The organism is Reyranella sp., from assembly GCF_965227665.1.
GTDB lineage: Bacteria > Pseudomonadota > Alphaproteobacteria > Reyranellales > Reyranellaceae > Reyranella.
This window is the reverse complement of record NZ_OZ245767.1, coordinates 2,188,336-2,208,407: the sequence shown is the minus strand read 5'-3', so window position 1 is coordinate 2,208,407 and position 20,072 is coordinate 2,188,336. Positions and strand designations below refer to the sequence as shown.

The 20,072-nt window shown below is 67.5% G+C and carries 18 protein-coding genes and 1 pseudogene; 9 read left to right on the top strand and 10 right to left on the bottom strand.

Annotated elements, in window-relative coordinates; all coding sequences use genetic code 11:
- Positions 1 to 12: 12 nt before the first annotated feature.
- Genes ACO07I_RS10695 through ACO07I_RS10685 form a run of 3 tightly spaced genes read right to left on the bottom strand, consistent with a single transcriptional unit; the run spans position 13 to position 3,171 of the window.
- Positions 13 to 1,317, bottom strand: a complete 1,305-nt coding sequence (locus tag ACO07I_RS10695; protein ID WP_422017079.1) for an HlyC/CorC family transporter — start codon at positions 1,315 to 1,317, stop codon at positions 13 to 15.
- A 7-nt stretch (positions 1,318 to 1,324) separates the two neighbouring features.
- The gene (gene aroB, locus ACO07I_RS10690) at positions 1,325 to 2,452 is read right to left on the bottom strand and encodes a 3-dehydroquinate synthase (RefSeq protein WP_422017077.1); all 1,128 of its coding nucleotides are present in this window, start codon (positions 2,450 to 2,452) and stop codon (positions 1,325 to 1,327) included.
- Positions 2,449 to 3,171 (bottom strand): shikimate kinase, encoded by a 723-nt coding sequence (locus tag ACO07I_RS10685; RefSeq protein ID WP_422018221.1) that lies wholly within the window; start codon positions 3,169 to 3,171, stop codon positions 2,449 to 2,451. The genes aroB and ACO07I_RS10685 overlap by 4 nt, the downstream gene beginning before the upstream one ends.
- Between ACO07I_RS10685 and ACO07I_RS10680 the strand changes: the two genes are divergently transcribed.
- The 4 genes from ACO07I_RS10680 to ACO07I_RS10665 are packed head-to-tail and all read left to right on the top strand — an operon-like array spanning position 3,170 to position 6,321.
- Entirely contained in the window at positions 3,170 to 3,316 is a 147-nt protein-coding gene (locus ACO07I_RS10680) for a hypothetical protein (RefSeq protein ID WP_422017075.1), read from the top strand. The two genes, ACO07I_RS10685 and ACO07I_RS10680, sit on opposite strands and share 2 nt — an antisense overlap.
- Before the next feature lie 54 nt (positions 3,317 to 3,370).
- On the top strand, positions 3,371 to 4,312 hold the full coding sequence (gene xerD / locus ACO07I_RS10675; protein ID WP_422017073.1) for a site-specific tyrosine recombinase XerD: 942 nt from the start codon (positions 3,371 to 3,373) through the stop codon (positions 4,310 to 4,312).
- 33 nt (positions 4,313 to 4,345) lie between these two features.
- On the top strand, positions 4,346 to 5,299 hold the full coding sequence (locus ACO07I_RS10670; protein WP_422017071.1) for an acetyl-CoA carboxylase carboxyltransferase subunit alpha: 954 nt from the start codon (positions 4,346 to 4,348) through the stop codon (positions 5,297 to 5,299).
- Between the two features lie 5 nt (positions 5,300 to 5,304).
- Positions 5,305 to 6,321, top strand: coding sequence for an LLM class flavin-dependent oxidoreductase (locus tag ACO07I_RS10665; RefSeq protein ID WP_422017069.1), 1,017 nt, complete (start codon positions 5,305 to 5,307; stop codon positions 6,319 to 6,321).
- Positions 6,322 to 6,387: 66 nt separating this feature from the next.
- On the opposite strand, the gene ACO07I_RS10660 is transcribed toward ACO07I_RS10665, so the two are convergent.
- Both ACO07I_RS10660 and ACO07I_RS10655 read right to left on the bottom strand, forming a co-directional pair.
- A complete protein-coding gene (locus ACO07I_RS10660; RefSeq protein WP_422017067.1) occupies positions 6,388 to 7,680 on the bottom strand; it encodes a tetratricopeptide repeat protein in 1,293 nt (430 codons plus the stop codon).
- Positions 7,680 to 8,327: a TIGR02466 family protein gene (locus ACO07I_RS10655; RefSeq protein WP_422017065.1), complete on the bottom strand. Its 648-nt coding sequence runs from the start codon at positions 8,325 to 8,327 to the stop codon at positions 7,680 to 7,682. The genes ACO07I_RS10660 and ACO07I_RS10655 overlap by 1 nt, the downstream gene beginning before the upstream one ends.
- 83 nt (positions 8,328 to 8,410) lie before the next feature.
- Here ACO07I_RS10655 and ACO07I_RS10650 point away from each other — a divergent pair.
- Both ACO07I_RS10650 and ACO07I_RS10645 read left to right on the top strand, forming a co-directional pair.
- Positions 8,411 to 8,623 (top strand): annotated as a pseudogene (locus tag ACO07I_RS10650) (TauD/TfdA dioxygenase family protein); the annotation flags it as partial.
- A gap of 40 nt (positions 8,624 to 8,663) precedes the next feature.
- Entirely contained in the window at positions 8,664 to 9,305 is a 642-nt protein-coding gene (locus tag ACO07I_RS10645) for a TauD/TfdA dioxygenase family protein (protein ID WP_422017063.1), read from the top strand.
- Between the two features lie 259 nt (positions 9,306 to 9,564).
- Here the strand turns inward: ACO07I_RS10645 and ACO07I_RS10640 are convergent, their stop codons facing one another.
- Positions 9,565 to 10,071 (bottom strand): GNAT family N-acetyltransferase, encoded by a 507-nt coding sequence (locus ACO07I_RS10640; protein WP_422017061.1) that lies wholly within the window; start codon positions 10,069 to 10,071, stop codon positions 9,565 to 9,567.
- Positions 10,072 to 10,116: 45 nt separating this feature from the next.
- Between ACO07I_RS10640 and ACO07I_RS10635 the strand changes: the two genes are divergently transcribed.
- Both ACO07I_RS10635 and ACO07I_RS10630 read left to right on the top strand, forming a co-directional pair.
- Positions 10,117 to 10,977: an FAS1-like dehydratase domain-containing protein gene (locus ACO07I_RS10635; protein WP_422017059.1), complete on the top strand. Its 861-nt coding sequence runs from the start codon at positions 10,117 to 10,119 to the stop codon at positions 10,975 to 10,977.
- A 186-nt stretch (positions 10,978 to 11,163) separates the two neighbouring features.
- Positions 11,164 to 12,417, top strand: a complete 1,254-nt coding sequence (locus ACO07I_RS10630; protein ID WP_422017057.1) for an MFS transporter — start codon at positions 11,164 to 11,166, stop codon at positions 12,415 to 12,417.
- A 1-nt stretch (position 12,418) separates the two neighbouring features.
- Here the strand turns inward: ACO07I_RS10630 and ACO07I_RS10625 are convergent, their stop codons facing one another.
- From ACO07I_RS10625 to ACO07I_RS10615, 3 genes are read right to left on the bottom strand one after another with little or no spacing between them, the layout of a single operon-like run.
- Entirely contained in the window at positions 12,419 to 13,654 is a 1,236-nt protein-coding gene (locus ACO07I_RS10625) for an epoxide hydrolase family protein (RefSeq protein WP_422017055.1), read from the bottom strand.
- Between the two features lie 22 nt (positions 13,655 to 13,676).
- Positions 13,677 to 14,432 (bottom strand): tyrosine-protein phosphatase, encoded by a 756-nt coding sequence (locus ACO07I_RS10620; RefSeq protein WP_422017053.1) that lies wholly within the window; start codon positions 14,430 to 14,432, stop codon positions 13,677 to 13,679.
- A 48-nt stretch (positions 14,433 to 14,480) separates the two neighbouring features.
- Positions 14,481 to 16,637, bottom strand: a complete 2,157-nt coding sequence (locus ACO07I_RS10615) for a TonB-dependent receptor (RefSeq protein WP_422017051.1) — start codon at positions 16,635 to 16,637, stop codon at positions 14,481 to 14,483.
- 180 nt (positions 16,638 to 16,817) lie between these two features.
- On the opposite strand from ACO07I_RS10615, the gene ACO07I_RS10610 reads away from it, so the two are divergent.
- Positions 16,818 to 17,198: a hypothetical protein gene (locus ACO07I_RS10610; protein WP_422017049.1), complete on the top strand. Its 381-nt coding sequence runs from the start codon at positions 16,818 to 16,820 to the stop codon at positions 17,196 to 17,198.
- Between the two features lie 4 nt (positions 17,199 to 17,202).
- Here ACO07I_RS10610 and secA read toward each other — a convergent pair whose 3' ends face one another.
- On the bottom strand, positions 17,203 to 19,968 hold the full coding sequence (secA, locus tag ACO07I_RS10605) for a preprotein translocase subunit SecA (protein WP_422017047.1): 2,766 nt from the start codon (positions 19,966 to 19,968) through the stop codon (positions 17,203 to 17,205).
- Positions 19,969 to 20,072: the final 104 nt, after the last annotated feature.

Genomic DNA, 20,072 nt, shown 5'->3' with positions numbered 1-20,072 from the left:
GTCAGGTGGAAGTCAGTTGCCTGCCTGTATGGCGGCGGGCGGCACGATCCGCAACTCGGCGACGCGGGTGCCCTCGCGCTTCAGAATCTCGAAGCGGAAACCGTAAAATGCATAGACCTGGCCGACTTCGGGGATGCGGCGCGCCTCGTGCAGCACCAGCCCGGCGATGGTCGTGGCGACGCTCTCGGGCAGGCCCCAGCCGAACTCGCGATTGAGGTCGCGGATCGGCACGTCTCCCCGGCAGACCACGGTGCCGTCGTCGCGCCGGGCCACGCCGCGGCGGATCGCGTCGTGCTCGTCCTCGATGTCGCCGACGATCTCCTCGATGATGTCCTCGAGCGTCACGATGCCGCGCAGCGCGCCGTACTCGTCGACCACGATGGCGAAATGCTCGTGCCGGGCGCGGAACGCCTCGAGCTGGTCGAACAGCACCGTCGACTCGGGGATGAACCAGGGCGGGGTCAGGATCGGATCGATCTGCACCGACTTCGGACCGCCCGCCGCCTCGACCGCCCGGAAGAGATCCTTGGCGTGCATGATGCCGACCACATTGTCGGCCTCGCCGCGATAGAGGGGGATGCGCGTGTAGGGCGCCGCCAGCATCTGCGTGACGATGGCCTCGGTCGGCTGGTCGGCGTCGATCAGCGCGACGTTGCCGCGATGGGTCATCACGTCGCCCACCGTGCGGTCGCCCAGGTCGAGCACGGAGCGCAGCATCGCCTTCTCGGCGGGCGCGCTGTCGCCGATCTGGCCCTCGCCGTGCAGCTCGATGGCGCCGCGCAGCGCTTCGCTCTGCTCGTCGGCGTCGAGCGTGCGGTCGGTGCGGACGTTCAGAAGCCTGAGGAAGAAGCGCGAGACGGCGGCGACCCCGCGTGCCATCGGGCCCAGGATGGTCAGCGTGACCATGATCGACGGCGCCAGCGCCAGGGCCACCCGGTCGGCCCGCAGCAGCGCCCAGGTCTTGGGCATGACCTCGGCGAAGATCACGATCAGGACGCCGATGACCAGGGTGGCGTAGACCACGCCCGCCGCGCCGAACAGGGCCGTCAGCACCGCCGTCGACAGCGAGGCGGAGAAGATGTTGACCATGTTGTTGCCCAGCAGGACGGCGCTCACCGTCTCGTCCTTGCGGTCGAGCAGCGCATTCACGATGACCGCCTTCGGATGGCCCTGCAGGGCGAGGCGATGCATGCGCGGCCGCGAGGCGCCCGTGATCGCCGTCTCCGCGGCCGAGAGGTAGGCCGCCAGGAACAGGCAGACCACCACGAGGGGGATCGCGAGGGAAAGCGGGATGTCGAAATGGAGTTCGGCGTCCATGCCCGGCCTAGGCCGCGATGGCGTCGTCGAGCAGGCCGCGCAGGCCCGCCTCGTCGACGTCGCGGGTGACGAAGGAGCGGCCGATGCCGCGCGCGAGCACGAAGGTGAGCTTGCCGCCCTCGGCCTTCTTGTCGCCGCGCATGTGCTCGATCAGCTTTGCCGCATCCCAGATACGGCTGTTGTCGCCACCGATCGTGCGCAGCCGGACCGGCAGCCCGACCGCGCCGAGATGGCGTCGCACGCGCTCCGCATCCTCGGGCGGGCAGAGGCCCAGCCGCGCCGACAGGTCGAAGGCCATCGCCATGCCCGCGCCGACCGCTTCGCCGTGCAGCAGCGCCCCGCCGAAGCCGGTTTCGGCCTCCAGCGCATGGCCGAACGTGTGGCCGAGATTGAGCAGCGCGCGCAGGTCGGTGGTCTCGCGCTCGTCGGCGGCCACGATGCGCGCCTTGGAAAGGCAGCTCTGCTCGATCGCGTAGGTGCGGGCCGCGGCATCGCCCGCCAGCACGGCCTCGCCGTTCTTCTCGCACCAGGCGAAGAAGTCCGGATCGTCGATCAGCCCGTATTTGGCGACCTCGGCGTAACCCGCCAGCAGCTCGCGGCGCGGCAGCGTGTCGAGCACCGTGGTGTCGGCCAGCACGAGGCGCGGCTGGTAGAAGGCGCCGACCAGGTTCTTGCCGTGTCGCGTATTGATGCCGGTCTTGCCGCCGACCGAGGAATCGACCTGTGCCAGAAGGGTCGTCGGCACCTGGATGAAGTCGACGCCGCGCAACAGCACGGCCGCGGCGAAGCCCGTGAGGTCGCCGACGACGCCGCCGCCCAGCGCCACCAGCGTGGTCTTGCGGTCGGGACGCAGGTCGAGCAGGTCGTTCATCAGACGGCCGAAGCTCGCGAAGTCCTTGCTGCTTTCGCCGGCGGGCACGGTGACCGTCCGGGTCTCGATGCCGGCCCTTTCGAACGAAGCGGCGAGGCGCGCGCCGTAGAGCGGCGCCACGGTGTCGTCGCTCACGATGGTGACCCGCGGCGCGGCCAGCAGCGGGCGCGCGAACTCGCCGGCGCGGTCGATCAGGCCGGGACCGATGGCGATGTCGTAGTCGCGACCGGCCAGGTCGACGCGGATGGTGCGGGGCGAACTCATGTCGTTTGTCCTGGTGTCTGAGCCTGCAGATACGCGCGAATCGCGTCGAGTACCTGCTCCGTGGTGCGCTCGGCCGGCTGCGCGGTCGAATCGACCACGATGTCGGCCTCTGCATAGATCGGGTAGCGCTGCTGCATGAGGCGCGCGAGAGTTTCCTTGGGATCGCCCTGGCGGAGCAGCGGCCGGTGCGTGCGCTTCTTCACCCGGTCGAACAGCACGTCGAGTTCGGCGCGCAGCCAGACCGTCAGCGCGCGGGTCTTCATCAGCGCCCGGGTCTCGGGATCCATATAGGCGCCGCCACCCGTCGACAGGACGTGCGGCGTCTCCTCCAGCAGGCGGCCGATCACGCGGCGCTCGCCCGCGCGGAACTCCTGTTCGCCATATCGTTCGAAGAATTCAGCGATCGTGCAGCCGGCTGCGCGCTCGATCTCGTCGTCTGCATCGACGAACGGGAGGCCGAGCCTTGCCGCCAGTCGCTTGCCGATGGCGCTCTTGCCCGCGCCCATCAACCCGACGAGGGCAACGGTGCGCGGCAAGGACAGGGGGGAAGTGGCGTCCATGTCGAGCTGCAGGCCATGGATGTCGCCCATAATGACGCGGGTTTCAAGCGACCGGTCCCGAAGTGGGCCGAGATCGCTCTCGGCAATTGCCGCCCGGACGGCAGGCGGGTAGGTTGCCGCGGTCGTGGCCCTGTTCCGCTCCCGAAACCGATTCAGCATGCCCACCCTGCGTCTCGGGCCTGTGATCATCGTCGCCGTCCTGACCCTGGTGTTTGCCGGGTTGGTGGCCCTTGCGTTCGTCGAACCGCGCCCCCCACTCAAGCACTTCGAGATCACGGTGCCCAATGAACGTTTTGCGCGCTGACTGCAGCGCGCTGACGGTTCGACCGGCTTCCACAGTCTCGATCGCGCGCGGCCGATGAAGCGCAAGCCGCCCTTCAAGCATGTCCGCGAGGCCGAGGCCTTCCTCGAGATGCTGCAGGCGGAGCGCGGCGCCTCCAAGAACACGCTGCTGGCCTATGGCGCCGACCTGGCCGATCTCCAGAGTTTCCTGGGTCGGCGCAAGCAAAGCCCGGCGACGGCGGATGCGGCGGCGTTGCGCGCCTATCTGAAGTCGCTCGACTTCGTCGGCATGACGCCGCGCACGGTCGCGCGGCGTCTTTCGGTGATGCGCCAGTTCTTCCGCTTTCTGCTCGCCGAGCGGCTGCGCGACGACGATCCGGCCAGTACCCTGGATTCGCCGCGGCTGGGGCGCCCCCTGCCCAAGGTCCTGTCGCGTGAGGAAGTCGACCGGCTGATCGAGGCGGCGCGGACCAAGGATGCGGTCGATGGCGGGCGCATGGCGACGCTGCTGGAGATCCTCTACGCAGCCGGTCTGCGCGTGTCGGAGCTGGTGAGCCTTCCCCTGTCCGCCGTCGAACGCGATCCCTCGATGCTGCTGGTCCGCGGCAAGGGCGACAAGGAGCGGCTGGTGCCGCTGTCGGACCCGGCGCGGACGGCCATCGTCGCGTGGCTTCACATGCGCCGCGGTCAGCTGGCCGAAGGCGAGACCTCGCGGTTCCTGTTCCCCTCGCGCGGCCGGACCGGGCACCTGACACGGCAGCGTTTCGCACAACTCCTGAAGGAAGCTGCGCTGGCCGCGGACATCGATCCCGCGCGGGTGTCGCCGCACGTGTTGCGCCACGCCTTCGCCAGCCATCTGCTGGCCGGCGGTGCCGATCTCCGCTCCGTCCAATTGATGCTGGGCCATGCAGATATCGCCACCACGCAGATCTACACGCATGTGCTCGACGAAAAGCTGCGCTCCCTGGTCCAGGAGCATCATCCGCTGGCCCGCCGAAAGCGCCGGCCGGCCGGTTGACAGGATTCGACGACCGGGCGACACCTGCCCGCAATGACGATTTACCTCGACTTCGAGAAGCCGATTGCGGAGCTGGAAGGCAAGATCGCCGAGCTTCGGCATCTTCCCAATTCCGGCGATGTCGACATCGCCGAGGAAGTCATGCGCCTGCAGGAAAAGGCGCATAAGCAGATCCGCGCGACCTACGCCAAGCTGACGCCGTGGCAGCGGGTGCAGGTTGCCCGCCATGCCGAGCGGCCGCATGCCCAAGCCTATATCGACCGGCTGATCACAGATTACACGCCGCTGGCCGGCGACCGCGCCTTCGGCGAGGACGCCGCCATCGTGGGCGGCATGGGCCGACTGCAGGGCCGCAGCATCGTGGTGCTGGGCCAGCAGAAGGGCGACGACACCGACTCGCGCATCAAGCACAATTTCGGTATGGCGCGGCCCGAAGGCTATCGCAAGGCGCAGCGCCTGATGCGGCTCGCCGACCGGTTCAAGCTGCCGGTGCTCACCCTGGTCGACACGCCGGGCGCCTATCCCGGCATCGACGCCGAGGCGCGCGGCCAGGCGGAAGCCATCGCCAGCTCGATCGAGACTTGCCTTGGCCTCGGCGTGCCGCTGGTCAGCGTGGTGATCGGCGAGGGCGGTTCGGGCGGTGCGCTCGCCATCGCCTCGGCCGACCGCGTCTACATGCTGGAGAACTCGGTCTACTCGGTGATCACACCGGAAGGCTGCGCCTCGATCCTGTGGCGCAACAACGCCAACGCGCAGGATGCCGCCGAGGCGATGAAGGTGACCGCGGCCGATCTCAGGAAGCTCGAAGTGATCGACGACGTGATCCCCGAGCCGATGGGCGGCGCCCATCGCGCGCCCGGCGAGACGATCGACGTCGTGGGCAAGGTCGTGGCCGAAGCGATCGCCGACCTGTCCAAGCTCGACGCCGACACGTTGCGCGAGCGCCGCCAGGACAAGTTCCTGGCGATGGGCAAGAAGGGTCTCTGACTGCCTTGTCGCTGCGCCTCAGCGTTCTCGACCAGTCGCCGATCCGCAAGGGTGGCACGCCGGCCGAAGCCGTGCGCGACACGCTCGAACTGGCGCAGCTCTGCGACCGGCTCGGCTACACGCGCTACTGGCTGGCCGAGCATCATAGCAGCGAGGCGCTGGCCGGCTCGACGCCCGAGGTATTGATCACGCGGGTGGCGGGCCTCACCGAGCGCATCCGGGTCGGATCGGGCGGCGTGATGCTGCCGCATTACAGCGCCTACAAGGTGGCGGAGAACTTCCGCATGCTCGAGACGCTGTTCCCCGGCCGCATCGACGTCGGCATCGGGCGAGCCCCGGGCAGCGACCAGCATACGATGCGCATCCTGGCCGACGGCAAGCCCAACTGGAGCGATGCCGAGAAGTATCCCTACCAGGTGCGCGACCTCGTCGCCTGGCTGCACGACGCGCTGCCGCTCAATCACGAAGGCACCGGCGTGGTGGCCCAGCCGACCGGCGACACCGCGCCCGATGTCTGGCTGCTGGGATCGAGCGACGACAGTGCCGCCTTGGCTGCGCATTTCGGCCTGCCTTTCTGCTTCGCCCACTTCATCAATCCCGACGGCGGCGATGGCGTCACGCGCGCCTATCGCGCCCACTTCAAGCCATCGTCGCTCCATCCCAAGCCCGTGCCGATGATGGCGATCTCGGTGCTCTGCGCCGAGACCGACGAGGAGGCCGACCTGCTGTCGCGCAGCCGCGAGGTCTGGGCGATGCGTCTGCGGACGCTGGGCAATCCGGGGCCCGTCCCGTCGGTCGCGGAAGCCACGGAAGCCGCCAAGGCGCCCGGCGCGGAGCGCTGGCTGCCGGCGCTGCGCCGCCGCTCGGTGGTCGGCTCGCCCAAGACGGTGCGGGCGGGGCTCGAACGCCACGCCGCCGCCTACGAGGTCGACGAGATCATGGCGGTGACGATCTGCTACGACTTCGAGAAGCGCAAACGGTCGTACGAGTTGCTGGCCGAAGAGTTCAACCTGTCGTCCTGAGCGCAGCGAAGGACCTCACGGATCGATCAGCGTACGACTTGGCCCGGGCGAGATCCTTCGCTGCGCTCAGGATGACATGAGCCCCGCCAGCGGGAACCCCTTGCCCTTGCCGTTCTGCGGCCGGCGCTTCTCGATCATCGCGCGGGCCTCGCTCACGCGGCCGGCCTTCACCATCGCGGACGTCACCAGATATTCGAGCAGGTCGCGTTGCGCGCGGCTGCCGCCCAGGCGCTCGTGCGTGGCGAGCAGCGGTTCGATCTCGCCGACGGCACGGGTCCAGTCGCCCTGCGCATAGGCCTCGAAGCCGCGCGCCATCGGCGCGAGCAGGTCGGCCGTCGGACCGGCCGGGTTCTCGGCGAACTTCGCCAGGGCCGCGCCGTCACCCGCCATCGCGTAGGCCAGCACCGTATGCATGTCGACGAAGCCGAGGCCCGGCCGGCCGAACCACTTGGTGGCGTAGTCGGCGAGCTCGCGCCAGCGCGCGGCCTGCCGCGGTTCGCCCGCCATCTCCGCGCGTACGAGAAAGGCCGGGCAGTCGGTCGCGACGTTGATCTGCGGGCCCCAGGCGACGGCGGGACTGAGCGCCTCGTCATAGAGGCGCCAGGCCTGCTCCATCTGCCCGGTTTCCATCGACCACAGCGCGAGATGCCAGTTGTTGTGGACGTGCATCAGGCCTTCGCGGGGATAGTCCTTCATCCAGTCCTGCAGGAAGGCCAGCCCGGCTTCGCGTTCGCCCAGCTCGTAGAAGAGATGGCCGCGGATGTGCGCGGCATGGGCGCTCTTCGGGAAGGCTGCCAGCGCGGCGTCGATGTTGCGCTGGCCCTCGTCGAGCTTCTGCAGCTCGATCTGCGCGAAGGCGAGCTGCGTGCGATACCACCAGTCGTCGCCGTAATGCTTCTCGAACGGTTCGAGCAGTGCGAGCTGGTCGACCTCGCGTCCGGGCTTGCCGGAGAAACCGATCAGACCGAACACGCTGGTCGCCGGCGCGAGCGCCATGGCGTCGCGCGGCCAGTCCTTCATGTGCGCGCGGATCGCCTCGAGCGCAGCGGCGCCCTGGCCGGTCAGGATCTTCTCGAAGATCGCGATCTGGCTCTGCTCGCGCGGGCTGGCGTCGCCGGCGAGCTCCTTTGCACGGGCGAGCGGCGCCTTGGCCTCGTGTCCGCGGCCGAGCAACTGCTTGGAGCGCGCGAGCGAGATATGGCCCAGCGCGAACGTCTCGTCGGCCTCGACGGCCCGCTGGAAGGCCGCGTCCATGCCGGGCATCGCGGCCATCAGGCTGTCGACACCCGCCAGATAGGCATCGCGCGCCGCGGCCGATTGCGTGCCGAGTTCGTTGCCGTAGCGATCCTGCAGGCCCATCACTTCTCCTTGCCCGCCGTGGGATCCCACATCGGCGACGCCATGGTCTCGCTGAAATTCTTGAACATCAGGTTGAACGAGATGCTGATGCGCTCGCTCTCGCCGTCATTGGCCGGCACCGTGTGCTTCAGCCAGGAGGGGAAGATCACCATGCGGCCCTCCTTGCTCGGCGCATTGGCGCCGTTGGCGGTGAGGCGCGTGAACTGGCGCGGCTTGGGCATGATCATCGAGGCCTGGCCGCGCGGATCCTGGAACAGGATCTGCGAGCCGCCGGCCGGGATCGACACGTAGTAGACGCCGCTCAGGTAGTTGTTCGGATGGTGGTGCATCGGATGGTAGGCGCCGGGCGGATTGACGTTCGCCCAGCAGCCGGTGATCGCCATCGGATACTGATCGACCTGGAGGAAGCGGGCGACTCCGCGGCCCGCCGTCTCGACCAGCTTGGCGAACTCCGCAAACGCCGGGCGCGTGTGCAGGTCCTGCGGCGTCTGCCAGTTGCTGCCGGCCGGCACCTTGGATCGCGGCGCGATCAGACGTTCGATCTCGGCCTTGAGTTTCGCATTGAGGCTGGCTGCGGCGGCCGGCTGGAGGTCCACGATCCACAACGGGGTCGGGAATATCTCCTGCACTTCCTGCTTCTCGATCATGGCCGAAAGTATATCCCGCGATTGCCCGATTGTCCGTTAGGTGATCCAATCCGCCGCATAAGCAAGAGCAAGGAGGAAGCCCGGTGGCTGTGTCGATCCATGCCGTGACGCCCGACTTCGTGGCCGAAGTCGGCGATGTCGCCCTGAACAGGGTCTCGCCCGAGGACCTCGCCGCGATCCGCGAGGCTTTCACAAAGTATGCGGTTCTGGTCTTCCCGGACCAGGAATTCGACGACGACGGCCAGCTCGCCTTCGCGCGCCATTTCGGTCCGCTCGAGACGACCGTCTTCATGGCGCGCAAGGGCCATAACCTGCGCCTGCACCAGAACATGGCCGATGTCGGCAATCGACGCCGAAAACCGCATCCTCGAGACGAACAACCGCCAGCGTCTCTACAATCTCGGCAATCGCCTCTGGCACACGGACTCTTCGTTCAAGCGCCTGCCGGCCTACTGCTCGATGCTGCATGCCCGTTCGATCCCGCCGATCGGCGGCCATACCGAGTTCGCCGACATGCGCGCGGCCTACGACGCGCTGCCCGACTCGACCAAGGAGCGCATCGCCGGGCTGGTCGCCGAGCACTCGATCATGACCTCGCGGGGCAAGCTCGGCTTCAAGGACTTCGACGAGAGCGAGCGCGCCGCCTTCGCGCCGGTGCCGCAGGTGCTGGTGCGCCGCCTGCCCGATTCGGGCCGCATGAGCCTCTACATCGCCAGCCACGCCGGTGCGATCCGCGGCATGCCCGACGACGAGGCGCGCCAGCTCATCGACGAGCTGACCGCGCATGCCACGCAGCGCCAGTTCGTCCACGCCCATCGCTGGCGCGAGAACGACCTGGTGATCTGGGACAACCGCTGCACCATGCATCGCGGCATGGAGTTCGACGACCAGCGCTACAAGCGCGACATGCGCCGCGCCACCGTCTCCGACGTGGCTCCGACCTGCGAGCAGATGGGCCTGGCCGTGGCGGCGGAGTAGCGGGTCAATCTCTCACCTGACCTCTCGCTCGAAGCGACAGGGCGACCGCATATGAGGTAAAGGTCCCTCACTGCGTTCGGGATGACACCGTTTGTTTGATCGGCACGCTGCGCAAATCCCAATGAAATTGTCATCCCGAACGCAGTGAGGGACCTTTCACTTTCTTGGAAGGGCCAACTACTCGGACCGTTCTAAGCCATATGCGATGGCCCTGCGTGCTAGCGGGAGAAGCTGGGTGAGGGGGGGTGCTCACGCTCGGTCAATCAAGCAAGCGGCGCATGATCGTCCGCCGCCACGGCGGATGGCCATGGCGGTTCTCTTCCATCGACTGCATGCGGAAGACGTGGGGCCACGCTCCGCGCGGCAATTCCTCGAAGCCGCGGCGCGCGTAGTACGGCGCGTTCCACGGGACGTTGCGATAGGTCGAGAGATGGAGCGCGCGATGGCCGAGGTCGCGGGCGGCCGCTGCGACGCGATCGATCAGTGCGCTGCCGTATCCCTGACCCTGCCAGCGCTGCAGCACCGAGAGCTGGTCGAGCCAGGCCGTGGCGCCCGGGAACTTCATCAACGCGAAGCCGACCGGCCGGTTGAGCGGTGAGACCGCGACCCAGAGCCGGTTCTCACGCCGGCCGGCTTCGAGCGAAGCGAGGCTGGCGGGCGGCATGTCGACGACCCGGCCGAGGCCCACGCGCCGATAGCGCAGGTCGGCTTCGTTTTCGATCTGCGGCAGCAGCTTGATTTCGTGCGGGTGCGGGCGGCGAATCATGGCAGGGGATTGGTTAGGCTGGCTGAAAGTCCGGAGGAAGCACCCATGACCATCGACATCGAACCGCTCAAGAAGGAACTCGGCCGCAGGATCGACGACGAGGACGTCGTCACGCAGGCGCCGCTCAGGGCGATGATCGCGACCTTCGACCGCGACGACAAGGTGCCGGGGGAGGGCGAGGCGATCGCGCCGGGCTGGCATCTCTGCTTCCTGCACTCGTATGCCCGCCGAAACGTGCTGGCCGAGGACGGGCTGCCGACCGAAGGCGGCGTGCTGCCCAAGATCCCGCTGCCGCGCCGCATGTATGCCGGCTCGACCTTCACGTTCGAGGGCGACATCCGCGTCGGCGACAAGCTCCGCCGCGAGACCGAGTTCTCCGATGTGCAGCTGCGGGGCGGCGGCACCGGCAGCCTGATCGTCACCAGCCAGACGCGCCGCATCTATACGCCGCGCGGGCTCGCCGTCACCGAGGTCGCGAACACGGTGTTCCGCGAGGAAGTGAAGGCGGGCGAGAAGAGCGGCGTGCCGGTGCGCGAGGCGGCGCCCACGGACGTGCCGTGGCGGCGCACCATCAAGGTCGATCCGGTGATGCTGTTCCGCTACTCCGCCATCACCTTCAATCCGCACCGCATCCATTACGACCGGACCTACTGCATCGAAACCGAGGGCTATCCCGGCCTGGTGGTGCACGGTCCCTTCGCCCAGCAATGCCTGTTCGACCTGCTGCGCGATTCCAACCCGGGCCGGACGATCAAGACCTTCGCCATCCGCGCCCGCGCGCCGCTGTTCGACACCGCGCCGTTCGACGCGATCGGCCGGCCGACCGCCGACGGCAAAGGTGCGGAACTCTGGACGGTGACGCCGAAGGGCACCATCGCGGCGCAGGCGACGGCGACGTTCGCCTAGACTCTGTTTGAATGGAATTGTGATCCAACCATTACCTCATGCTGAGGAGGCTGCGGAGCAGCCGTCTCGAAGCATGGGCTGCAGACACCACGCTCGTTGCCCATCCTTCGAGACGCGCGCTGCGCGCGCTCCTCAGGATGAGGTCTGTGGGGGCTGACTTTGAGTCAGAAAGACCCCGGGCTGCGGATGCAAGCACCGCCCCTGCCGCGGTTCCTGATTCCGCGGCTGCCGTTCTTCTATGGCTGGGTGGTGCTGGGCTGCATCTGCCTCGCGGGCTTCGCGCGCCAGGGACCGGCGGTGGCCGTGCTCTCGATCTTCGTCGTGCCGATGACCGAGGCTTTCGGCTGGTCGCGCACGGAGATGTCGGGCGCGGTGTCGCTGGGCGGCGTGCTGGCGGCCATCCTGTCGCCGCTGATCGGGCCGTTCGTCGATCGCCGTGGCGCACGCCTCGTGCTCTGCCTCGCGGTGGCGGGCACGGGCATCGCCTGCATGGCGCTGTCGCTCATACAATCGTTGCTGTTGTTCTACGTGCTGTTCTGCTTCGCCCGCATGATCTGGGCCGGACCGTTCGACCTCGGCCTCTACGGTGCGCTGAACAACTGGTTCGTCGCCCGCCGCGGCATCGCCGCCTCGTTCGCCACCCTGGCGCAGATGTCGGGGCTGGTCGGGCTGCCGCTGATCGCGCAGTTCGCCATAAGCGGTGCAGACTGGCGGGCCGGCTGGATCGCGGTCGGTGCCACGGTGCTGCTGGTCGGCTTCGTGCCGTGCTGGCTGCTGCTGGTGCGGCGGCCGGAGGATGTCGGCCTGCAGCCCGACCGCTTGGCCGACGGCAAGGCGCCGCCCCTGGTCGAGCCGCGCTGGAGCCGGGCACAGGCGATGCGGACGCCGGCCTTCTGGCTGCTCTCGCTCTACACCGTCCTGCTGTTTCCCGTGCAGGCCGGGGTCAGCCTGCACAACGCGCCGCACCTGATCGAGCGCGGCTTGTCCCCGGTCGCGGCGGCGTCGGTGATCGCCTTCGTCGCAATGCTCTCGGGGGCGGCGAGCTTCGGCATCGGCTTCCTGCCGCGCCGGTGGCCGGTGCGCTACCAGATGGCGCTGTGCGCGGCCTGCATGGCGCTCGGCAGCTACGGGCTGATCTTCGTCTCCGGGGTGGAAACCGCGATGGCGGCGGCCGGCCTGTTCGGCGTCGGCATCGGCGGCATCCTGCTGCTGCTGCCCGTGGCCTGGGCCGATTATTTCGGGCGCGAGAGCTATGGCGCCATCCGCGGCGTGGCGTTGTCCCTGCAGGTCACGGCGCAGGCCGCCGGGCCACTGGCCTCCGGCATGCTGCGCGACTGGAGCGGCACCTACACCGATTCACTGCTGCTGTTCGGCACGCTGGCAACGTTGGGCGTGATCGCGGCACTGATGGCGCGGCGGCCGCGAGTTCTGGCGATCTAGACTAATCGTTCGCCGCGCCGTAGCGCAGGGGGCGGAAGAAGGCCCTGATATCTTCGACCAGCAGGGCCGGTTCCTCGAGGGCCGCGAAGTGGCCGCCGCTCGGCATGATCGTGTGGCGGCGAAGGTTGTAAGCGCGCTCGATCCATTCGCGTGGCGGGGCGGGCGCAATGTCGGCCGGGAAAGCCGCGAAGCCGGTCGGGGTCTCGACCTTCGCACCTTCGGGCAGGGCGCGCGGTTTCTGCTGGGCCGCGCCCCTATAGAGCCAGGTCGCGGTGCCGGCGGTGCCGGTCAGCCAATAGACCATGATGTTGTCGAGCAGCGTGTCCATCGAGAAGCGCTTCAGCGGATCGCCGCCGCAGTCGCTCCACGCCTGGAATTTCTCGACGATCCAGGCGGCCAGCCCGACCGGCGAATCGGCGAGCGCCGCGCCCAGGGTCTGCGGCCGCGTCGCGTGGATGCGCTGGTAGGCGGTCTTGTCGTCGAGGGCGCTGCCCATCTTCGCCAACCACGCTTGTTCGTCGGCGCTCAAGCTGGCCGTCTCGAGATCGAGGCCCGGCCGCAATCCCATCATGTTGAGATGGACGCCGAGGACACCCGACTCGTCCTTCTGCGGATGGTCGAAGGCCAGCCATGACGAGACGACGGCGCCCCAGTCGCCGCCCTGGATGCCGTAGGGACGGTCGTAGTTGAGTTTCTCAGTGACGAGCTTGTGCCAGAGGCCGGCAATGGCGCGCGGCCCGATCGGGCCCGTCGTGCCGTCCTCGCGGACCGGCGGGCCGGAGAAGCCGTAGCCCGGCAGCGACGGCACGATCACGTCGAAGGCGTCGAGCGGATCGCCGCCATGGTCTTCGGGGTGGGCGAGGACATCGATCAGGTGCAGGAACTCGACGATCGATCCCGGCCAGCCATGCGTCACGACAAGAGGCAGCGGCCGCGGCGCGTCCTCGACCTGGGTGCCGGGTTCGCGGATGAAATGGAGGCGCTGCGGGCCGATATCGACCAGGTAGTTGGGCCACTGGTTGATGGCCTCCTGGCAGCGCTGCCAGTCGTAGCCGTGGCGCCAGTAGTCGACCAGCTCGGCCAGGAAGGCGGGATCGGTGCCGGAGGCCCAGGAGCCGCCGTCGGCAATCGCCACCGGCGGACGCCAGCGGCGCAGGCGCTCGTCGAGGTCGATCAGCGCCCGCTCGGGAATGTCGACCTTGAAGGGTTCAGGAGTGTCGTAGCGCGTGTCGGCCATGCCGACAGGCGTAGCGCGGAACTCACCCCTCCAGCAAATCCGCCTTCAGCCGTTCGCGGGCGGCAGCGTCGATCCCGAGCGCCTTCTCGGCAAAGGTCTCCGGTGAGCCGAAGTCGCCACGGACGACCTCGAAGGCGGCTTCGAGATAGGGCGTGCGCGCTTCGATGATCGCGGCGCGCGTGTCGATGTCGAGCTCGGGATAGCGGCCGAGATGACCGGTCCAGAGTTCGTTGGTGCGCAGATAGTCCTCCAGCACCGTCTCCCAGGGCACGCCAAGCAGGGAGAGCAGCAAGGCCGAGGCGAAGCCGGTGCGGTCCTTGCCGGCGGTGCAGTGGAACACCAGCGGGCGATGTTCGCCGTCGCTCAGGGTCGAGAACAGGGTGCGGAAACCCGGCGCGCAGCGGCGCGGATAGTCGCGATAATGGTCCGTGAGGAACCCCATCATGATGTGAGGGTTGGCGGATCCGTCGGCCACCGCGCCGCGGATCTTGTCGCCGACGCCCGGTTCGATGTGGGCACCGACGATGCGGCACGCGAGACCCTCGATCAGGTGCGGCGTCTCGGCCGCCTCGCTGACGCCGCGCAGGTCGACGATGGTGCGGACGCCCAGGCGTCCGAGAGCGCTGCGGTCCTCGGCAGTGAGGCCGCCGAGATGGGCCGAGCGGAACACCGTGTTGCGCCGCACGATGCGCCCGTCCTCGGTCCTGTAGCCACCGAGGTCGCGGAAGTTGGAGCCGCCCTGAAGGGTCAGGACGAAGGGAAGGCTGGTGTCAGGCATGACCGAATTCTAGCATGCCCCGTCTTCCCGCATCATGTCGTTTGCGCGTCAGAATTTTTGCGCCAGCGTCACGAAGAAGGCCCGGCGCATTCCGTATTGCGGGGCGCCGACACCGACGCCCTCGCCGGTGCGCAACTCGTAGACGCCGTCCGTGACGTTGATGGCGTCGAGGCGGATCTGCGTGCCCTTGCTGCCGTTGATCGGAATCTTCTGCGTCACCGAGAGGTTGAGCGTGGCGTAGGCCGGCAGAGAGGTGTCGTTGGGCGTCACGATGCTGGTGCGCAGGCCGCTGCCGAACAGCATGTCCGCAGAGACGCGGGTCGCCCGGTCGCTGCCCTGGTTGAAGATGTAGGACGCGCCGGCGGAACCGGTCCAACCCTGGTCGTGGTCGGCGGCGATCCAGTAGTTGCCGATATAGGAGAGATCCTCGGGCGAGAAATTGTACTGGGCGGAGTTGATCCGCGTGGCGCTGACCTTGGACCAGGCGAGGTTGCCGTAGACCGACCACGGGCCCTGGTCGTAGTTGGCGTAGAGCTCGAAGCCCTTCACCTGGGCGTTCGCATAGTTGAAGGACGCAAGCTGGATCGGGGCGCCGAACTGGCCCTTGTCGAGATAGTTCTCCGCGATCTTGTAGTAGCCGGAGAAGCCGATGGTCAGCCCGTCCACGGGCTTCACGGTGAGGCCCACGTCGAAATAGTCGGAGCGTTCCGCCCTCACCGGATCGTTGGTGAAATTCTCGGGCTCGGCGGTCGTGCCCATGCGGGCGGCCAGCGACCCGAAGCCGACCTGGTTGAGTGGCGCCGGCACGAAGTAGCGCGAGTAGCCGGCCCGCAGGCTGATCTGCGGTGTCGGCTCCCAGACGACGTTGATGCGCGGGCTGACCTGGTTTTCCGAGACCTGCCCGGAGATCGCGTCGAAGCGCGCGCCGAAGTTCACCGTCACGGTCGGGATGACCCTCCATTCGTCCTGCAGATAGACGCTGTAGGTCCAGCCGACGAGGGTGGAGCCGTCGCTGAAGCCCACCGGATTCTCGCCGGGGATGAGGGCCGTCGGATCGGCGGGGTCCGGGACCAGGCCCAGCGCGTTGTTCTGGCTGAAGCTCGAAACCTGTTCGCGCTGGACGAGGAAGCCGCCGCGCAGCGTGTGGGCGGACGCGACTTTCCAGCTTGCGTCGCCCTGGACGCCGAACGCCAGGCTGGAACGCTGCGACCAGGGCGCGATGCCGTTGTAGAGCAGGTCGCCCAGCGCGTCCGGCTGATAGGAGAGCTTTGAATAGCGGCCGAAGCCCGAGAGCTGCATGTTGAAGTTCTGGTAGCTCTTCTGCACCGACGCGATGCCGAAGTAGGTATCCTCCCACTGCCGCTGGTCGAGCACCGCGCTGTTCCAGTTGGTAATTCCGTTGACTGCAAACTCCGGCGTTTGCCCCGGCACGTTGGGAATCTGGTAACGCGCGCTGGCGCCGCCGGCGATGAAGCTGAGGCGGGTGTTCTCGTCGGCCAGGGCGCTGAGCTTGGTCAGCGCGTACCATTGCGCGGTCGAGTCGTGCAGCGGCGAGGTGCTGGGCGTCGGGTTCTCGATCCCGATGTTGTTGCTGACATACTGGCCGACCGCGAAATAGTCGAAGTTGCCGGAGCGGCCGCCATATTCGAGCGCCGGCTGGACCCAGTTGTTGGAGCCGACCATCGCCGAGGCCTCGCCGCCCGGATTGGTCGTGCCGGACTTGACCGCGATGTCGACCACGCCGGCGGTGCGCAGGCCGTACTGGGCGGGCAGGGCGCCGGTGATCAGCGAGAGCTGGTCGGCGAAGCGGGGCGAGAGAATGCTGCTGAACAGGGCCAGCCCCTCGGGCAACTGCACCCCGTCCAAGCGATACTGCAGGCTGCCATGGTCGCCGCGGACGTGGATCTGGCCGAAGCCGTCCTGGACGACGCCGGGCGCGCGCAGCAGCACCTGGTTGAGCGTGGCGTTCTCGCCGAGCGGCGTGTTGCTGATGGCCGTCTTGCTGAAGTCGTAGCGCGTGGCGCCGAGGCTCGGCTGGATTTCGCTGCGCTCTCGGTCGAGCCGCTTGCCGACCACCTCGATCGAGAGTCCGTCCGAGGGGACCTGGGGCTGGGCGGGCGCGGGCGGCGGGGTCTGGGCCATCGCCGGCTGCGCCGCCGAGAGTCCCGCTGCGAGTGCCAGTGTCGATACGCCGATCCGCTGCATGCAGCACTCCCTCAAAAACGTTATACTGTAATGAGTTACAATATAACGTTAATAGGCGTCAATCGCCATGATCTGGACGCCGCGACGTCATGAAGTTGCCAATCAGGCTTTGGCCAACCTGCGAGGTCGCTATAGGCTCGCCGGCCTTTTCCAACTGGTGTGTTGCTGGAGACGCCGACGATGCCGCTGCGCTGGGAAATCCTTCATGAGCAGAAGCTCATTCATGTCATCGCCGAGGGCGAGGTGACGTTGAAGGAGATGGAGGCTCATTTCGACGCGCTGGTCGTGGCCAATGCGCTCGCCTACTCGAAACTGTTCGACGCAACCCGTCTCAAGCCGGTCTACGACGATGCCGACGTCATGGCGATGGGGGCGCGGCTGAGCGCCTACACGCAAAACTTCCCGAGCGGGCCGCTGGCCGTCGTGGGGCGGGAGGAGTCTGTCGTCCTGGCCTTCAAGCGCTTCGTCAACATCTCGCCGTCGAAGCGCCCGGCGGCCTTGTTCTCGACCGAGAAGAAAGCCCGTACCTGGCTGGCGAAGCAGGCCGCTCTGGAGGCGTAGGGCGCTAAACCCGCCCGTGACAATGCTTGAACTTCTTGCCCGAGCCGCAGGGGCACAGAGCGTTGCGTGAGACCTTGCCCCAGGTCGAGGGATCGTTGGGATCGACCGGGCCTTTGGCCACGGGGCGCGGGCGGTGCAGCGTCGCCACGCCGCCGCCGTCCGGGTCGGCCGGATCGTACGCCGGGTCGTCGCTCATCGACGCGGCGAGTGCCGGGTCCTCGTGCACCTCGTGCATGTCGGACGGCATCTCGGGCATGGGCGGCGGTTCCATGCGGATCTGCAGGGTCGCCAGGAGCGTGACCACCTGCTCGCGCAGGTTGGTGAGCAGGTCGCTGAAGAGGTTGAAGGCCTCGCGCTTGTACTCGTTCAGCGGATCCTTCTGGCCGTAGGCGCGCAGCCCGATGCCCTGGCGCAGATGGTCCAGGTGCAGGAGATGGTCCTTCCAGTTCTGGTCGAAGATCTGCATCAGCACGCTCTTCTCGACCTGGCGCCAGACGTCGGGCCCGTACTGGGCGGCCTTCTGCGCGAACACGCGCTCGACCGCGTCGTCCAGGCGGGTTTTGATCTCCTCGTCGGCGATGCCTTCTTCCTTGGCCCAATCCTCCACCGGCAGGTCGAGGCCGAAGATGCGCTGCACCTCTTCCTTGAGTTCGCCGATCTTCCACTGCTCGGCGTAAACGCCCTCGGGAATGGTCCGCTTGACGAGCGTGTCGACCACGTCGCGACGCATGCCGGCGACGGTGTCGGACACGTCCTCGGTGCCCATCAGCTCGATGCGCTCCTTGTAGATCTCCTGGCGCTGGGCGTTCATCACGTCGTCGAAGCGCAGCAGGTTCTTGCGGATCTCGAAGTTGCGCGCCTCGACCTTGCCCTGCGCCGTCTCCAGCGCCTTGTTCAGCCAGCGATGGGTCAACGCCTCGTCGTCGGCCATGCCCTTCTTCTGGACCCAGTCGAGGACCTTGTTGTTGCCGAAGATGCGCATCAGGTCGTCTTCCAGCGACAGGAAGAAGCGTGATGCACCGGGATCGCCCTGGCGGCCCGAGCGACCGCGCAGCTGGTTGTCGATGCGGCGCGACTCGTGACGTTCCGTGCCGACCACGAACAGGCCGCCCGCCTCGCGCACGATCGCGCGGTCGCGCTCGACGCCGGCACGAATCTCCGCTTCGACGCGGGCGATCTCGGCGTTGCGGGCCGCCTCGTCGGGGAACTTGGCGATGATCTCGGGTACGCTCTGCTGCACCAGCATCTCGACGTTGCCGCCGAGCTGGATGTCGGTGCCGCGGCCGGCCATGTTGGTGGCGATCGTGACGGAGCCCGGCCGTCCGGCCTGGGCCACGATCTGGGCTTCCTGGTCGTGGAAGCGGGCATTCAGGACGTTGTGCGGGATGCCGGCTTTCTTGAGCGCCTCCGAGAGTTCCTCGGACTTCTCGATCGACACGGTGCCGACCAGCATCGGCTGCTGGCGCGCGCGGCATTCGCCGATCAGCTTGACGATGGCGCGCGTCTTGTCGGCCTGGGTCCGGTAGATCTCGTCGTCGGCGTCCTTGCGGGCCACCGGCACGTTGGTCGGGATTTCGACGACCTCGAGCTTGTAGATCTCGGAGAATTCGGCGGCTTCGGTGAGCGCCGTGCCGGTCATGCCCGAGAGCTTCGGATACATGCGGAACAGGTTCTGGAAGGTGATCGAAGCCAGCGTCTGGTTCTCGCGCTGGATCTCGACCTGTTCCTTGGCCTCGAGCGCCTGGTGCAGGCCCTCGGAATAACGGCGGCCCTGCATCATGCGGCCGGTGAACTCGTCGATGATGACGACCTGGCCGTCCTTCACGATGTAGTCGACGTCGCGGCTGAACAGCTTGTGCGCGCGCAGCGCCTGGGTGACGTGATGCAGCACCGACACCATGGTCGGCGCGTAGAGGCTGATGCCCTCGGCCAGCAGCCCGTCGGCGCGCAGGATCTCCTCGACCGCCTCGATGCCGGCATCGGTCAACACCACCGTGCGGTTCTTCTCGTCCTTCTCGAAATGTTCGGGCTTGAGCTTCGGGATCACCGTGTCGGCGCGGCGGTAGAGCTCGGACGAATCCTCGGCCGGGCCGGAGATGATGAGCGGGGTGCGCGCCTCGTCGATCAGGATCGAATCGACCTCGTCGACGATGGCATGGTTGAAGGGCCGCTGAGCCATCGCGTCCAGCCGGTACTTCATGTTGTCGCGCAGGTAGTCGAAGCCGATCTCGTTGTTCGTGCCGTAGGTGATGTCGCAGGCATAGGCAGCCTTGCGCTGCTCGTCGTCGAGCTCGTGCACGATGATGCCGACGGTGAGGCCCAGGAACTTGTAGACCCGGCCCATCCACTCGGCGTCGCGACGCGCAAGATAGTCGTTCACCGTGACGACGTGCACGCCCTTGCCGGGCAGGGCATTGAGATAGACGGCGAGCGTTGCGACCAGCGTCTTGCCTTCGCCGGTCTTCATTTCGGCGATCTTGCCCTGGTGCAGGACCATGCCGCCCTTGAGCTGGACGTCGAAGTGGCGCTGGCCGAGCGTTCGCTTGGCCGCCTCGCGCACCGTGGCGAAGGCTTCGGGCAGCAGACTGTCGAGCGTTTCGCCCTTGGCCAGGCGTTCGCGGAATTCGACGGTCTTGCCTTGCAGCTGCTCGTCGGAAAGAGCGACGAACTCCGGCTCGAGGGCGTTGATCTTCGCCACCGTCTTGTCGAAGCCTTTGACGATCCGGTCGTTGGCCGTCCCGAAGAGCGTCCGGGCAAGCGCGCCAAGCATGAAAACCTCGATATTCTAATGACTTAGGCGGGCACAGTGGCCCGCCCTTCCTATGAGAGATAGAGAGCGCCCGGTAGAGTGTCAACGCAGCGGACCACCGCAGG

What these genes read in the sequence shown, in the direction of transcription:
- ACO07I_RS10635 (WP_422017059.1), top strand. Translation starts at nt 10,117, where the DNA reads ATGACCATCGACATCGAACCGCTCAAGAAGGAACTCGGCCGCAGGATC.
- ACO07I_RS10655 (WP_422017065.1), bottom strand. Translation starts at nt 8,327, where the DNA reads ATGATCGAGAAGCAGGAAGTGCAGGAGATATTCCCGACCCCGTTGTGG.
- secA (WP_422017047.1), bottom strand. Translation starts at nt 19,968, where the DNA reads ATGCTTGGCGCGCTTGCCCGGACGCTCTTCGGGACGGCCAACGACCGG.
- ACO07I_RS10615 (WP_422017051.1), bottom strand. Translation starts at nt 16,637, where the DNA reads ATGCAGCGGATCGGCGTATCGACACTGGCACTCGCAGCGGGACTCTCG.
- ACO07I_RS10620 (WP_422017053.1), bottom strand. Translation starts at nt 14,432, where the DNA reads ATGCCTGACACCAGCCTTCCCTTCGTCCTGACCCTTCAGGGCGGCTCC.
- ACO07I_RS10660 (WP_422017067.1), bottom strand. Translation starts at nt 7,680, where the DNA reads ATGGGCCTGCAGGATCGCTACGGCAACGAACTCGGCACGCAATCGGCC.
- ACO07I_RS10610 (WP_422017049.1), top strand. Translation starts at nt 16,818, where the DNA reads ATGCCGCTGCGCTGGGAAATCCTTCATGAGCAGAAGCTCATTCATGTC.
- ACO07I_RS10630 (WP_422017057.1), top strand. Translation starts at nt 11,164, where the DNA reads ATGCAAGCACCGCCCCTGCCGCGGTTCCTGATTCCGCGGCTGCCGTTC.
- ACO07I_RS10685 (WP_422018221.1), bottom strand. Translation starts at nt 3,171, where the DNA reads ATGCTGAATCGGTTTCGGGAGCGGAACAGGGCCACGACCGCGGCAACC.
- ACO07I_RS10645 (WP_422017063.1), top strand. Translation starts at nt 8,664, where the DNA reads ATGTCGGCAATCGACGCCGAAAACCGCATCCTCGAGACGAACAACCGC.
- ACO07I_RS10640 (WP_422017061.1), bottom strand. Translation starts at nt 10,071, where the DNA reads ATGATTCGCCGCCCGCACCCGCACGAAATCAAGCTGCTGCCGCAGATC.
- ACO07I_RS10680 (WP_422017075.1), top strand. Translation starts at nt 3,170, where the DNA reads ATGCCCACCCTGCGTCTCGGGCCTGTGATCATCGTCGCCGTCCTGACC.
- ACO07I_RS10695 (WP_422017079.1), bottom strand. Translation starts at nt 1,317, where the DNA reads ATGGACGCCGAACTCCATTTCGACATCCCGCTTTCCCTCGCGATCCCC.
- ACO07I_RS10670 (WP_422017071.1), top strand. Translation starts at nt 4,346, where the DNA reads ATGACGATTTACCTCGACTTCGAGAAGCCGATTGCGGAGCTGGAAGGC.
- ACO07I_RS10625 (WP_422017055.1), bottom strand. Translation starts at nt 13,654, where the DNA reads ATGGCCGACACGCGCTACGACACTCCTGAACCCTTCAAGGTCGACATT.
- xerD (WP_422017073.1), top strand. Translation starts at nt 3,371, where the DNA reads ATGAAGCGCAAGCCGCCCTTCAAGCATGTCCGCGAGGCCGAGGCCTTC.
- aroB (WP_422017077.1), bottom strand. Translation starts at nt 2,452, where the DNA reads ATGAGTTCGCCCCGCACCATCCGCGTCGACCTGGCCGGTCGCGACTAC.